Source organism: Cecembia lonarensis LW9 (assembly GCF_000298295.1).
GTDB classification, from domain to species: Bacteria; Bacteroidota; Bacteroidia; order Cytophagales; family Cyclobacteriaceae; genus Cecembia; species Cecembia lonarensis.
In genome coordinates this window covers 1-13,567 of the sequence record NZ_AMGM01000094.1, presented here as the reverse complement: position 1 = coordinate 13,567, position 13,567 = coordinate 1, and the positions used below count along the sequence as shown (strand labels likewise).

At 41.6% G+C, this 13,567-nt stretch carries 12 protein-coding genes; 1 reads left to right on the top strand and 11 read right to left on the bottom strand.

Annotated elements, in window-relative coordinates; all coding sequences use genetic code 11:
- Nucleotides 1–306: 306 nt before the first annotated feature.
- Genes B879_RS18055 through rpmH form a run of 5 tightly spaced genes read right to left on the bottom strand, consistent with a single transcriptional unit; the run spans nt 307 to nt 3,766 of the window.
- Nucleotides 307–813 carry a DUF2480 family protein gene (locus B879_RS18055; RefSeq protein ID WP_009186656.1) on the bottom strand — a complete coding sequence of 169 codons (507 nt, stop codon included), beginning with the start codon at nt 811–813 and terminating at the stop codon, nt 307–309.
- Complete coding sequence (tsaB, locus tag B879_RS18050) at nt 810–1,502, bottom strand: tRNA (adenosine(37)-N6)-threonylcarbamoyltransferase complex dimerization subunit type 1 TsaB (RefSeq protein ID WP_009186655.1); 693 nt, start codon at nt 1,500–1,502, stop codon at nt 810–812. The genes B879_RS18055 and tsaB overlap by 4 nt, the downstream gene beginning before the upstream one ends.
- Before the next feature lie 7 nt (nt 1,503–1,509).
- Nucleotides 1,510–3,174 carry a S41 family peptidase gene (locus tag B879_RS18045; RefSeq protein WP_009186654.1) on the bottom strand — a complete coding sequence of 555 codons (1,665 nt, stop codon included), beginning with the start codon at nt 3,172–3,174 and terminating at the stop codon, nt 1,510–1,512.
- The gene (gene rnpA / locus B879_RS18040; RefSeq protein ID WP_009186653.1) at nt 3,171–3,560 is read right to left on the bottom strand and encodes a ribonuclease P protein component; all 390 of its coding nucleotides are present in this window, start codon (nt 3,558–3,560) and stop codon (nt 3,171–3,173) included. Before rnpA ends, B879_RS18045 begins: the two co-directional genes overlap by 4 nt.
- A 47-nt stretch (nt 3,561–3,607) precedes the next feature.
- A complete protein-coding gene (gene rpmH / locus B879_RS22220; protein ID WP_009186652.1) occupies nt 3,608–3,766 on the bottom strand; it encodes a 50S ribosomal protein L34 in 159 nt (52 codons plus the stop codon).
- 137 nt (nt 3,767–3,903) lie between these two features.
- Between rpmH and B879_RS18035 the strand changes: the two genes are divergently transcribed.
- Entirely contained in the window at nt 3,904–5,574 is a 1,671-nt protein-coding gene (locus tag B879_RS18035) for a M61 family metallopeptidase (RefSeq protein ID WP_009186651.1), read from the top strand.
- A 50-nt stretch (nt 5,575–5,624) separates the two neighbouring features.
- Here B879_RS18035 and B879_RS18030 read toward each other — a convergent pair whose 3' ends face one another.
- From B879_RS18030 to B879_RS18010, 6 genes are all read right to left on the bottom strand, one after another.
- Complete coding sequence (locus B879_RS18030) at nt 5,625–6,347, bottom strand: LolA-like protein (RefSeq protein ID WP_009186650.1); 723 nt, start codon at nt 6,345–6,347, stop codon at nt 5,625–5,627.
- Between the two features lie 71 nt (nt 6,348–6,418).
- The gene (locus B879_RS18025) at nt 6,419–8,461 is read right to left on the bottom strand and encodes an insulinase family protein (protein WP_009186649.1); all 2,043 of its coding nucleotides are present in this window, start codon (nt 8,459–8,461) and stop codon (nt 6,419–6,421) included.
- 28 nt (nt 8,462–8,489) lie between these two features.
- Nucleotides 8,490–9,818, bottom strand: a complete 1,329-nt coding sequence (locus B879_RS18020) for a M16 family metallopeptidase (protein ID WP_009186648.1) — start codon at nt 9,816–9,818, stop codon at nt 8,490–8,492.
- Between the two features lie 308 nt (nt 9,819–10,126).
- Nucleotides 10,127–10,267 (bottom strand): hypothetical protein, encoded by a 141-nt coding sequence (locus B879_RS22900; protein ID WP_009186647.1) that lies wholly within the window; start codon nt 10,265–10,267, stop codon nt 10,127–10,129.
- Nucleotides 10,268–10,775: 508 nt separating this feature from the next.
- A complete protein-coding gene (locus B879_RS18015; protein WP_009186646.1) occupies nt 10,776–11,771 on the bottom strand; it encodes an adenosine kinase in 996 nt (331 codons plus the stop codon).
- A gap of 195 nt (nt 11,772–11,966) precedes the next feature.
- Nucleotides 11,967–13,133, bottom strand: coding sequence for a hypothetical protein (locus B879_RS18010; RefSeq protein WP_009186645.1), 1,167 nt, complete (start codon nt 13,131–13,133; stop codon nt 11,967–11,969).
- Between the last annotated feature and the right edge of the window lie 434 nt (nt 13,134–13,567).

Genomic DNA, 13,567 nt, shown 5'->3' with positions numbered 1-13,567 from the left:
TGTGTCGTTTCGTATTCAATACTTCAAAGAACTTTTTCCTTTTTGCAAGGATTTGTTTAGGGCTTTTCCCTAAAAGCGAGTGCAAATATCGGGGTTTATTTTTAACTTCCAAAAGGAGCTGAAAAAATAATCTAGTTTTTTTTTCAATCCTTTTTTTAACTTATTTCAAACCTTTCATACCGACTTGCTCAGCACGCTTTCTCTCAAATGGGAATGCAAACTTAGCGGTATCTGGGATATTTACCAAATAGAAAATTCAAAATGTCTATGACTTTTGGCTAAGTCACTGTAAACAAGAAAAATATTTTACTTGGAAGCCTTAAATAGCGGTACAGTGCTGCAAGGCTCACCATACATGATTGACTTGGCATATGCCTGTACCCTAGCCACCACTCGACCATAAGCATACAAAGGAACTGGATATTTACTGCATCCTTTGACCACTACAGGTCTTCCCTCATAATCTTCAGGATTAATTTTTGTTAGCGCCTCTTCAAATAAGTATTGCTCCAGAGAAGATAAATCGCCAATGACATAAGTCACTCCTAACCTGCCTAAATAAGTGCCTACCAACATGTAGGCCCAATTGGGAACAATCGCATCTGCCGTACAGGTAATGGCTACCAATTTGCCTTGGTATCGCTCCCAGTCCAAATCCTTGAGTGCAGACCTGAAGTCCTTTTCCTTCAGAATCAACTCCTGAAACAAATAATCTTTCAAATCAAACACCACACGCTCCTCAGGCCTGTAGTATTCTTCAAGATTCAACGTGATGATCGGGCTATTAGCTACCCTATTTACAATTTCTGTCATGACAAAAGTAGGTTTTTCTTTGCGCTAATAACCCGAAAATCCTTCAAGTAGTTCGGTTCGAAATAGGCAAGATCTTCAAAAACCCCCTCTTTAAATTTGTCATAAGCCAAAAAACCCACAGTCTCAGCCGAGGGTAAAAGTTTCAACAACATTGCATTGGGATGATTCAAAAGATTTTCAAGTTTAGCAACCCCATCACCCACAAAATATACCGGCCCCTTCTCCAATAAATCCATATAAGGATTCTCGTTTTCAATTACCTTTGGTGTCAGCGGACTGACCACCTGCAAATTTTTATCAAAAACAGTCACATATACCTCCATCCTTCTGGCATCCAGCATAGGAATAATATGGGAATCCCCGAACACAAAAGACTGTGCCCTTTTGGCCAATGCTTTTAAGGTGTCAACGCCTATCAAAGGAATATCCTGAGCAAAAGCCAGGCCTTTGGCAATAGAAACACCAATTCTAAGACCTGTATAAGATCCAGGGCCTGAGGACACGGCTACTGCATCCAGCTGTTCCACAGAAATCCCACTCCTTTCCATAATCTGCGCTACCAAAAGCATCAATTCCCTGGAGTGCACATTCTCCTGGTGGAGTTCCATCAAAGCCAGCAAATTGCCGGATTGGTGCAAAGCAACTGAACACACAGAAGTAGTCGACTCTATAGAAAGTATACAGGACATGCTGCTATTATTTTTTAACAGAGGCAGTTAAAATCTGACGCACTTGCTGCTGATCCCCCAGCACCCCTAATGCTTTTATAACCTCTTCATCATGCTTTAGGGAAGCTTCCACTACCCCTTCCTGATAATAATACCTGGATATAAGTTCCTCTCTCAAAGCTTCTTTGATTTCATCCTGATGGGTAATCAGGTCCTGCTCTTTATTATGACTTACTTTCTTTTTCAATGCTTCAATGGTAGCCTGAATCTCTTCAAAATACGGTTCTCTTTGTGCGTACTTGTTCAGATCTTCCAAACTTTTCTCCACATAAGTGGTGTAATCGTACTCTTTATCCTCCAACCAAGCTACAAAATCCTGATACAGGGTTTCATCAATCTCAAATTCGCTGGGCGGTACAATAGAAGGGTGCTTTCTGAAGAATTCATTACCATAAGTAAATATCAAATTCCTGGCCACCAGGCTAAAAGTAATCGGTGCGAAACTTTTGGAATCTACTTTTAAATCCGGCTCTATGCCTGCACCATCAAGAACAATCCTTCCATTTTTGGTTTTAAACTCACTGCGAAGAGAATCGGGAACAATACTGGAGTTTCCATTTTCATCTTTTTTGCTGTAATCTATCGCTTGGATGCACCTCCCACTGGGAATGTAGTATTTTGCTGTAGTCAGTTTCACCTGTGCATTGTAAGAAAGGGGAACAGAAGTCTGTACCAAACCCTTACCAAAAGTCTTCCTTCCGATCAACACGGCACGATCATAATCCTGTAATGCCCCGGCAACGATCTCTGCTGCTGAAGCACTGCGCTCATTGATCAGCACAGCGATGGGGATATCTTTATCCACAGGTGACTTTGAAGTTTTGTACACCGCATTGACGCTTTCAATTTTGCCAATGGTACGTACCACTTCCTTACCTTTAGGTATAAACAGGTTGACAATCTCTACAGCTTCTTTTAAAATACCTCCTGGGTTATCCCTTACATCCAATACCAGCCTGCTTATCCCCTGAGACTTTAAGTCTAATAAGGCTTTCCGAACATCTGCTGCCGCATTGGTGGTAAAATCTGTCAACTTGATATAACCTGTTTGATCATCTATCTTTCCGTAATAAGGCACATTACTGATTACAATTTTTTTCCTGGTCAGATTAAAAGTAAGGGTGTCATCTCCACGCTTGACCTGAACATCTACTGCCGTATTGGCCGGCCCTTTTAAAAGCCTTGAAATATCAGAAGTCTCTTTATTGCTCACATCCACAGTGTCTACTTTTAGGAATTGGTCTCCTATTCTCAAACCTCCGGCCTGTGCAGGAAACCCCCGATAAGGCATGAGCACCATATTGATGCCAGTCCTATTACCAATCAATGCCCCCACGCCGCCGTACTCACCAGTGGTCAACAACCTGAAATCATCTGAATTTTCTTCAGGAATAAACTCCGTGTAGGGGTCGAGCTCTTCCAACATGGCATTTATCCCTACCGTAAATAAATGATCCGGGTCTATGTCATCCACATAATAAGAATCCAACTCCCTGACCAAAGAAGCGAAAATGTCGAGGTTTTTCGCTATGGCAAAGAGTTTGTCGTTTTTGTAGGCAAATGAAAAAAGTAATCCTGCCATCAGGCCAAGTGTGAGCAGGACGAGCAATGGTTTTCTTTGATGTAATTTCATGTATTGTCTTTAGTGGGTATTTGATCTTCAGCTATTGTTTTCAGAATTTTGGTGATTTTCTTCTCAATCATCTGATAGGATACTAATTCAGAAGATACATAAATCAGGCCAATCAATTTCTTTGGCAGTTCAGGTGCCAAATTTTCAGCTTTATTCAAGCGGTATGCCTCCCTCATTCTTCTTTTGATCAGGTTGCGGTCTACTGCTTTTTTGAGCTTTTTTTTAGAAACGGAAAAAAGTACCTGATGGGTTGCATCTTCACCTTCAGGCGCGTCCAACACCATAACCTTGAATGGGTATAAAAAAAAAGAGGAACCTTTGTCAAAAAGTTCCTTTATTAACTTTTTAGAATGTAATCTTTCATTCTTTCCAAGTCTGAAATTCATCGCATTTTTTTTGACGCATTAAAAATACGAAAACAAATGCTAAAGAATTACTTCTTCAATGTTTTCTCAGAAGATACAGTCAACTTGTGTCTTCCTTTTGCCCTTCTGGACTTAATTACTCTTCTACCATTGGCAGTAGACATTCTAAGTCTGAAACCATGCTTGTTTCTTCTTTTTCTACGAGAAGGCTGAAATGTTCTTTTCATGACGCTATGCTTTTAAATCTTTATGCTTTCCTGATTCATTCCCCAGAGGTTACCCACAAAAGGACTGCAAAGATAAGGAGCTTTTTTTTATTTACAAACCTGACAATTACTTTTGTTAAAGATCAATTATAATTCAAATGCATTACCACATTTCCAGACAATCCCCCTGCTCACAGTACATTCAGATTCAGCTGAAATTGAATTGCCATGCAGGCCAAGAACTACACCTACAATTGGCTGCATGGCGACCTGGGAGGTATGAACTGGCAAATTACGCACAAAAGATCAGAAATTTTCAAGTCAGTCTGGACAATCACCCTATAGAATGGCAAAAGAAAAACAAGGACCTGTGGTATTTTGCTGCGCCCACAATAGGTCAATACCAGGTCTCCTATGAATTCTATTGCAATCAAATGGATGCAGGAGGCTGCTGGTCGGATGATGTACAGCTTTACCTCAATTTCAGCAATTGTATCTTTGATGTAAAGGAAAAAAGTGAAACGCCCATATCATTGCAGATTGAGCTTCCGGAAAATTATCAGGTGGCTACCGCATTGCCGCTCAAAGGTCCCGGAATATGGGAAGCCACCGGATACCGGCATTTGATGGACAGTCCACTTTTGGCTGCGGCACAACTTCAACACCATCACTATACCGTGGACGGCCATCTATTCCACCTTTGGTTCCATGGTGAAGTCCATTTTGACCTGCCCGCTTTGATCAAAAATTTTAAAGCCTTTACCAAAAAACAAATCCAGGCATTCGGGGAATTTCCGTCTGAAAACTACCACTTCATTTTTCAATTACTGCCCTACAAACATTACCATGGTGTAGAACATGCCCATTCCACAGTCATTACCTATGGCCCGGCCCAAGCATTGCAAGAAAAGTCGGAATTGGATGAACTGATGGGTGTAAGTTCCCATGAGCTCTATCATTGCTGGAATGTCTGCCGCATCAGACCAAAAGAACTGATCCCTTATGATCTGTCCAAGGAGGTTTACCTGAATACAGGATTGGTCCTAGAAGGTGTCACCACTTACATGGGAGACCTTTTCCTCTTGCAATCAGGCTATTTTTCCAAAGGTGATTATTTGAAAATCCTTCAAAAACAAATTCAAAAAGAGATAGACCACGAGGGCTGGAAAAACCAAAACATTTTTGAATCCAGTTTTGACCTGTGGTTGGACGGATACAAACCCGGGATACCGGACAGAAAAGTAAATATCTATAATAGAGGCGCACTGATTGCGCTCTGCCTGGATATTCTACTGCTTTCTGAGCAGAATTCCTTGTCGGATGTCATGAGGAAAATGTGGGAAAACTTTGGCAAGCCCAATCAAGGTTATGCGCTGGAGGACTTCCATAAGCTACTGATCGACAGCGCAAAGGATACCAGTGCTATTCAGGCATTTTGGGCGCAATACGTTTGGGGTAAAGGAAACCTTCTAGATGCAATGGGTAAATTATTGGAAAAAGTTGGTGTAGCAATTACTTTGGACTACGACACCGATGTGTATTTGCATGTTTATGGAATAAGGGTAGATGAAAGTGGAAAAGTCCTTCAAGTACATCCCGAGGCCGATGCCTACCATAAAGTCATGGTTAGCGACATGATTATATCTGAGGTTGCCAAGCAGCATCCAAACATGTATGAGCCCCTCACTATTAGTCTGGAAAGGCAGGGAAGAAAAGTCGAAAACGTGGTTTATCCATCAAAATCCAGGTTTTACCCCAAAGTCAAGCTCCTGGATATGGGGAAAAAAGAACTTGGCCATCAATGGGAAACAGGAATTCAAAATGAATAAAAAAAGCTGCCCCATTACCTGAGACAGCCAGTTTCTTTTATGAGGAATGGTCATTTGAAATCCTCGTCTGATAATTCTTGGTTAAAAGCAATGCTAACCACCTTTGTTTCCAAAGCCATGGGCATCATAGGGTTCTTGATCGTCATTCGCATCGGGTATTTTATCCCCTCTACCTCTTGATAATCACTGTAGGTAACGTCACCGGTTGCCTCAGAGCTTGTCCTTAATTTTAATCCTGATGCTACCGAATAATATTCTACCGTTTCAAATCCATTATTTGCGGTAATGACCAAACGATGCGCAGCCTCTCCGTCGATTTCATCCATTCCTTGATGTAGAACCTTGTATCCTAGCGTTTCATAATGTTCTTCAGGAAAAACATAAGTCTGTACTTTCATCATTTGCAGCATATCGGCAGGAAGTTCACTTTCCTGTCCCATGGCCATCATGGTACCCTTTCCATTAGCCAAAACGGTTCGGGAAGCCACATTCCCCATAACAATGGTTTCTTGTAATAGACGTCCGTTTACCTGATCAGAAATGCCTTTGATCTGTATTTTCATGCCCTGCAATTCTGCCTCCATGGTCATTACGGAGTTTTTGATTTGGGCAACTTTTTCTTTACCGCCCACCGCAGCAATGTATCTGGCAATGACCTCTTGGGCATCATTCTCTATTGTCGGATTTGAAGGGTTTTCAGATAAGGCATAACCTGTACCAACCCAAGACAATGACAGCATGAAAACCAAAAATAATTTCAGTGATTTCTTCATTTAAATCTTCGTTTAGCGATATTACATTAAAAATAAACAGAAAAGGGAGTATATCCTCCCTTTTCTTTTAATTATTTCAAGTCAGCCTCAGTAATGGGAACATTGAACTCCAACTGCTGCACTTTGGATGCCAAAGGCATAGGAATCATGGGTGACTTCATGGTCATCATCATTGGATAAAGTATGCCATCCACTTCCTGATAATCCGTGTAAATCATATCCCCATTTTCCTGACTTTCTGTTTTTACTTTGAGGCCTGTGTCAACACTGTAATAGTTGGCCTGTGAAGTACCAGTAGGGTTGGACACCATCAATTTATAGGCTTCCACACCTTCGACTTCCTGAATGCCCTGTAATTCTACCATATATCCCAAATCATCAAAATGCAATTCAGGGAAAATGAACATACTCATTTTAACAGCCTCAAACTGCTCATCATTCAACTCCTGACTATTGCCCATTCCTGTTACAGTAGCTTTTCCATCTTTTATGACTACATGAGAAGCTACATTGCCCATCATAGAAACTTTATTGGAAAATTTACCCTCATTCTCATCATATACATAGGACATATTCAGTTTCATACCTTGGATTTCTGCTTCTGCCTCCATTTTTGAAGTCTTGATGGCTTCTGCCTTATCCCTGCCACCTATGGCTTCAAAATAGCGATTTAGTACATCATTGGCGGTCAGGTTTTCATCCATGGCAATTTGCCGCTCAGGATCAGCCATGTTGGTGAAGCGGTTTACCTCACCAAATGCCATCAGGCTCTCCTGGATGACAGCACCATTCCCCACCACGGTGATATACATATTATCAGGCTTGAGATACTTCTTTGCAGCAGCATTGATATCCTCCACCGTGAGGGCATTTAGACGCTGCAGGTAGCTGGTATAGAAATCATCCGGTAATTGATACCGCTGTGTATTGATAGCAAAATTGGCAATGGTAGAGGGGCTTTCCAAAGACCTGCCAAATGATCCGCTAAGATTGGACTTCGCTGCTTCCAGTTCTTCCTCCGTTACCCCATTGTCCCTGAGATTTCTGATCTCATACACCATTTCATGAATCGCTGAATCTGTGGCTGTCTGCTTTACACTGGCATTTGCCCTGAAGCTGGTGACCAACTTGTCTGATCCGATAGAAGAATAAGCGCCATAAGTATATCCCTTATCCTCTCTTAAATTCATAAACAACCTTGATGAGGAGCCTCCACCTAAGATGTAGTTCAATATCCTGGTCGCCAAATAATCAGAGTCTGAAAGGCTCATTTCCATAGGGTATGTGATATTCACCACAGACTGTACCGAAGCAGACCTATCCACTAAGGCTACCGTGTTGGCCTCCGGAGCTTGAGGCATGGCATAAGTTTTGGAAGGCACATCGCCCGGTTTCCAGGCTGCAAAATATTTGTTGGCCAAAGTCTCTGCTTCAGCCTTGGTTATATCACCAACTATGGCCAAATAGGCAATATTTGGTTTGAAATATGTTGCATAATAACTTTTAATATCCGCTACCGTGATGTTATTGATAGTAGCTTCTGTGTCAATTTCACCGTAAGGGTGATCTTTACCGAAGTTCAAGGCAGAAGCCAGTCTGGAAGAAATGGCATTGGGGTCATCCTTACTGGCAGCAAGACCCGAAATGGCCTGTTTTTTCAATTTATCAAGTTCTTCCTCAGGAAATGTGGCATTGTACAAGACATCTGTCATCAATTCCAATACTTTGTCTTGGTGCTTTTTCAAAGAAGAAGCAAATAGGGAAGTTGATCCAGCTGAAAGGGAGGCCCCGATAAAGTCAACCTCTTCATCCAGTTCATCTTTACTTCTATTACTGGTTCCTCCGGTAAGCATCTCTCCTACCATACCCAACATACCGGATTTATCGCCTTCCAAAATAGGATCTCTATCCAATACCAATGAAAATGCCACCCTTGGCAGTTTATTATTTTCAACCACGAAAACCTTCAGTCCATTGGGTAGAACAAATGCATCGGCATTGCCCAACTTGATCTCCCTGGCCTGGGCAGGTTCAGGATAAGTAGACCGATCTATCTGTGCAAAACCGGTTTGCACCAAAAGTAAAGTCAATAAATATAGGATACTTTTTTTCATCGCTTTTAACATTTTTATTGCCCGAAAATCATTCAGTGACTTCAGCAGATTTTGGTAAATAATACAATACTACCCTACCGTCAAGGTTAAGGTATTCATTGGCCACGCGCTGAATATCCTCCCTACTTACTTTTCGGAAGTATTCAAGTTCACGGTTGATATAATCGGTTTCCCCAAAAAACACCTTGGCCTGTGCCAAGTTTTGGGCGATGCCTGCCATGGAACTGTTTTTACTGACCAGGTTATTTTCAATGATATTTTGAAGCTTTTGGAAATCCCGCTCAGATATTCCTTCGGTTTGTACCTGCTTTAACAGCATATCAATCTCTGCTTCCAGGTCCTTGGGATCTATGCCCATATTGGTAATACCATACATAAGAAAGACACCACCATCCTCCAGATCCAAAGGAATGGCTGCAATGGCCAATGCCTTTTGTTGTTTGTCTACCAACTCTTTGGTCATTAAGGAAGAATTTCCTCCTGTAAGGTAAGTGGAAAGCATGGACATGGCGTAAGCATCAGGATGAGTTTTGGGCGGCAGGTTATAGGCCTGTATAATCGCCGGGATCTGAATGTTATCATATATGATATCCCTGATTTCTGCTGTTTTGGTCGGCTCTTGAATATCCGGTCTATAGAATTCAGATGGTCCTGTGGCAATTTCTTCAAAATATGCCCTTGCCCATTTTTCAGCCTCAGCATAATCTATGTCGCCTGCAATGGTCAGGGTGGCGTTGTTGGGCACATAATAGGCTTTATGGAAATCCATAAACTCTTCCAACCTGGCTGCATCCAAATGCTCCATAGAACCGATCACAGGCCACTGATAAGGGTGTTTGGCAAAAGCGCGGCTCATCGTTTCAGGCAGAATGGTCCCATATGGACGGTTGTCATATACTTGCCTCTTTTCTTCCTTGATCACCTCACGCTGTGTATCCACACCGATTTGATCAATTTTGGGATGGAGCATGCGCTCAGACTCCATGTATAAGGCAGTCTCCAACTGATTGGAAGGGACAATTTGATAGTAATAAGTAATGTCATTGGAGGTAAATGCATTCAGCGTTCCTCCTATGGCCTGAATTTTATTCATGTACTCTCCACGGGGAATATTTTCTGTTCCTTCAAAGAGTAAGTGCTCAAAAAAATGAGCAAAACCTGTTCTGTCCGGCCTTTCATTTTTGGATCCCACATGATAAAGCACAGATACAGCCACGATGGGCGTGCTGTTGTCCTGATGCATGATTACATGCAGACCGTTGTCCAAAGTGAATTCCTTGAAATCAATCCTGTTTTGGGCTGAAACCAAAAAGCCAAAACTCATTGCCAGGCTCAGCGAAAAGAAAAACTTTCTCATATGATAAGATAAATTAGTTTTATACAATTGTTACTCCTTTTGGTGGCAGAATGTTTTCATTGTACGAATGCGGACAAAATCAAAGAATGTCCTTTCGTTGTCACCACTAAAACATTCGAAAATATTGCCGGAAAGTAACAAATCCAAGAATAAGTTGTGGATATTATGAATTATCACACAATTTGTAAATCAAAACACTGATTTATTGAACCCTAAAGCCCTTTTTAACGACATACAAAAATTGCCAAAATTCTAGGGCAAACAGGATAGCCTTATTTCACCCGTTTGGAATACTTACAATGATGGCATTAAGCGCAATCACAACAGGCACTCTCCCATCCTTCCTTAAAGCCTTCTACAAAATCAGTCCAATTAAGTGCCAGAAGCACACCGAAAACAAAGGTAGCAGCGATCAGAATCAATAAGAATTTATTTTTGAAAAGGTCCATATACATAGAGGTTTAAAGTGGAGAAAAGGTTTATAATGGCAAACTACAGCCCCTCACCTAAAAAGTCAAATTTAACCAACAACTTAATCGGATAATTTACAAACACCTGATTATGTTTGATTTACAAAATTTAATCATCTCAATTTTTTAAGTTGTTAAGCCTTGGAAGAACTTAAATTTTAAGCATTAAACGCTTCAGCCCTGAAAGGACGGGACAACAAAACGATGGTCGAAGGCCATCGTTCCAAGACCAATCGTCCCGCGTTCGGAAACGCGTGAAAACGAACACGCTCCTTTAAACCTTAAGCTTTTAAACTTCTCTTCTCAAAAAGTCCCTATGTCCCTCCGTCTCCAAGTCTCTCCTTACAAAGCAGATCCTCCTTTTGCCTTTTGCCTTTTTACTTGGCTCTTATTTTCCTGCCCTACACCCTGGTCCTGAGCTAAAAGCTTTTCTTTACGCTCAGTCCTCCCTCAGTCTCTCAGTCCCCAAGTCCCTCAGTCCTCAATGCTACGGATTCAATCTACCCAAGATCTCTTTCGCTTCATGCCATTGCAATCTTGGGCCAAACTGACTGACAATCTTAGAGCTTGCCATAGACGCCAATTTACCTGAAGAAGCATAACTGTGTCCATTGGTTATGCCATACATAAAAGCGCCGGCAAACATATCTCCTGCCCCATTGCTATCAATAGCCACTGTTTTATAGGGTTCAATATCAATGAAGGTATCACCATCAAAAATCATGGCGCCGTTTTTCCCTTGGGTAATGACGAAGTGTTTGGCCGCTTTTTTCATTTCCTCCCTTGCTTCAGCCAAGTTATCCTTACCGGTAAATAGCATGGCCTCTTCCTCATTGGCAAAAAGCAGGTCCACACTAGGGCCGATTACATCTTCAAAACCTGCCTTGAAATACTTCACCATGGCAGGATCCGAAAAAGTCAGCGCCACCTTAGTACCTGCTTCCTCAGCTACCTTCTTGGCGTGCAGCATGGCTTCTTTTCCATTGGGAGAGGTCACCAGATAACCTTCAATGAAAAGGTATTGGGAATCTTTGATGGCCCACTCATTGATGTCTTTGACAGAAAAATTTTGGGTAATGCCCAAAAAGGTATTCATCGTCCGCTCGGAATCCTCGGTTACCATCACCAAACATTTGCCGGTAATGCCATCTTCCGGCACTTTGCCCTCCAAACTATTGTCCACACCGGAATTTTTCAGATCCTCCAAATAAAAATGACCCAGTTCATCATTGGCAACTTTACAACAATAATAGGAATTGCCTCCAAATTGGCTTACAGCAATGACCGTATTGGCAGCAGAACCTCCGCACTGTTTTTTGGCCTCTTCCGTATTGATTACCTGCATCAAAGCGTTTTGCCTTTCTTCATCCACCAAAGTCATCAGCCCCTTTTCTACCTTATTGTCCCAAAAGAACTGGTCTGTCACTTTAAACTCTATATCTACCAAGGCATTGCCTATGCCAGTCACGTCGTACTTTTTCATGTTTTATACTATGTTTTATTACTAGTCGGTTTAATACCCCTTATCTTTTACAAGAGGGTTGTAATTGTTGTAATTGCTTAGGAAATTTCTTTTGACCATCCAAATTCAATCAGTTCCCCGTTACTTATCCAGGACCATATACTTGGTACAACTTGGCCGTGGCGGAGGGTGCTTGGTACCACGTACTAAGTGCTATCAATCAAACACCTTATGTCTCTCAAAAGGTTTGTTCCTGTCAAAGAGGTACCTGTAGGTATGATGGGTTTTGTAAATGGTAGCATTCAATTGCTCACAAATCCGCATCATTTTAGGGTTGAAATCCCCAATCCAGTTCATCTCAATGGTCTTGTAAGAAAAGGTATCATGTTTGGCAAACTTTTCATTGTAAGCCATAATCATGGCAGAATCTACGCCCTTGCCCTGAAATTCAGGTACTACCCCAAAAACAAGACCCAGCATTTTATTGGGAGGATTAAAGGTTTTGTTCCATAAAAACTTAATTTTTCCCCACCAATCCAGTTTTCCGTCGACATATTTAAAAATCTGATTGATCTCAGGAATATTGATAAAGAAAGAAATGGGTTCACCTTTGTGAAATCCAAAATAAATCAATCGGGGATCCATGATGGGCTTCATTTTGGCAAACATCAGCTGGGTTTCCTTCAGTGTCAGTGACTTCCCCATATGCCTGGCCCAGGCTTTGTTGTATACCTCCATGAAATATTGGGCGGCCTTTTCTTTCAACTCCTTGCCTTCCATGTGCCTGAACTGAAAGTCTTCCTGTTTTAAAACCTCCTTGGCCCTTTCAATCATTTTGGCATCGAAGCCTACCCCTTGGACGGGTCTCATATAGGTGAATTGCTTGAAATATACCTGAAAGCCATAAGCTTCAAAGAATTCCTTATAATAGGCAAAGTTCCAGGGCATGTTATAATTAGGTGGTGAAAAACCTTCTACCAAGAGTCCCCACCATTTATCCCGCTCTCCAAAATTGACCGGGCCATCCATAGCTTCCATGCCTTCGGATTCCAACCAGCCTTTAGCTATATCAAAGAGTAAAAAGGCAGCATCCCGATTTTCAATACATTCAAAAAATCCGATACCCCCTGTGGGTTGTTTTTCTTTCCATTTCGGATGTAAAAACGCTGCGATTCTCCCAATTGTCTTCCCACTATTATCTTGCAAAAGCCACCTTTTGGCTTTACCGCCCAACCTAAATAGTTTATTGGTTTCCGGTTGAAAAATACCATGAATATCCTTATCCAGCGGCCTGATCCAGTTTTTTTCATTTTTGTACAAGCTCACGGCCATTTCCAAAAACTCCTTTTCATGTGCTGGAGTCGCAACTTCCACTATTTTCATCTGAATGATTTTTTTAGGCGGGTAAAATTAGAAATTTTATTTGTATTTCACGTTTGTCTGGATCCACCTAAGGTTAAATGCTAAAAACTTAGAGTTTAATCCCTGTCAGGTATCAAATCCTCACGAGTGGAAGCTGTAACACTTATTTTTTTGATTTTCCAATCTTTGGGGGAGAACAAGTTCAGAGATCAGCTTGCTCCGAAGTATTCCGGCGGGTTCAAGTACCTTACTCGATTCGTAAAACCCTGAAACCTGAAAGCTGGATCTTTTAACACTTAACAACTTGTGGCCGTGGCGGATTTAACCTTTAACAATTAACACTCATTCTTCATTCTACATTCTTCATTGCCAGCCCTGAAAGGGGCGTGATGACAAAACGATGGTCGAAGGCCATCGTTCCAAAACCAATCGTCCCGCGTTCGGAAACGCGTGAC

Excerpts from the sequence above, each read along its gene's own strand:
- B879_RS18055 (WP_009186656.1), bottom strand. The coding sequence starts at position 813 with ATGACAGAAATTGTAAATAGGGTAGCTAATAGCCCGATCATCACGTTG.
- tsaB (WP_009186655.1), bottom strand. The coding sequence starts at position 1,502 with ATGTCCTGTATACTTTCTATAGAGTCGACTACTTCTGTGTGTTCAGTT.
- B879_RS18045 (WP_009186654.1), bottom strand. The coding sequence starts at position 3,174 with ATGAAATTACATCAAAGAAAACCATTGCTCGTCCTGCTCACACTTGGC.
- rnpA (WP_009186653.1), bottom strand. The coding sequence starts at position 3,560 with ATGAATTTCAGACTTGGAAAGAATGAAAGATTACATTCTAAAAAGTTA.
- rpmH (WP_009186652.1), bottom strand. The coding sequence starts at position 3,766 with ATGAAAAGAACATTTCAGCCTTCTCGTAGAAAAAGAAGAAACAAGCAT.
- B879_RS18035 (WP_009186651.1), top strand. The coding sequence starts at position 3,904 with ATGCATTACCACATTTCCAGACAATCCCCCTGCTCACAGTACATTCAG.
- B879_RS18030 (WP_009186650.1), bottom strand. The coding sequence starts at position 6,347 with ATGAAGAAATCACTGAAATTATTTTTGGTTTTCATGCTGTCATTGTCT.
- B879_RS18025 (WP_009186649.1), bottom strand. The coding sequence starts at position 8,461 with ATGAAAAAAAGTATCCTATATTTATTGACTTTACTTTTGGTGCAAACC.
- B879_RS18020 (WP_009186648.1), bottom strand. The coding sequence starts at position 9,818 with ATGAGAAAGTTTTTCTTTTCGCTGAGCCTGGCAATGAGTTTTGGCTTT.
- B879_RS22900 (WP_009186647.1), bottom strand. The coding sequence starts at position 10,267 with ATGGACCTTTTCAAAAATAAATTCTTATTGATTCTGATCGCTGCTACC.
- B879_RS18015 (WP_009186646.1), bottom strand. The coding sequence starts at position 11,771 with ATGAAAAAGTACGACGTGACTGGCATAGGCAATGCCTTGGTAGATATA.
- B879_RS18010 (WP_009186645.1), bottom strand. The coding sequence starts at position 13,133 with ATGAAAATAGTGGAAGTTGCGACTCCAGCACATGAAAAGGAGTTTTTG.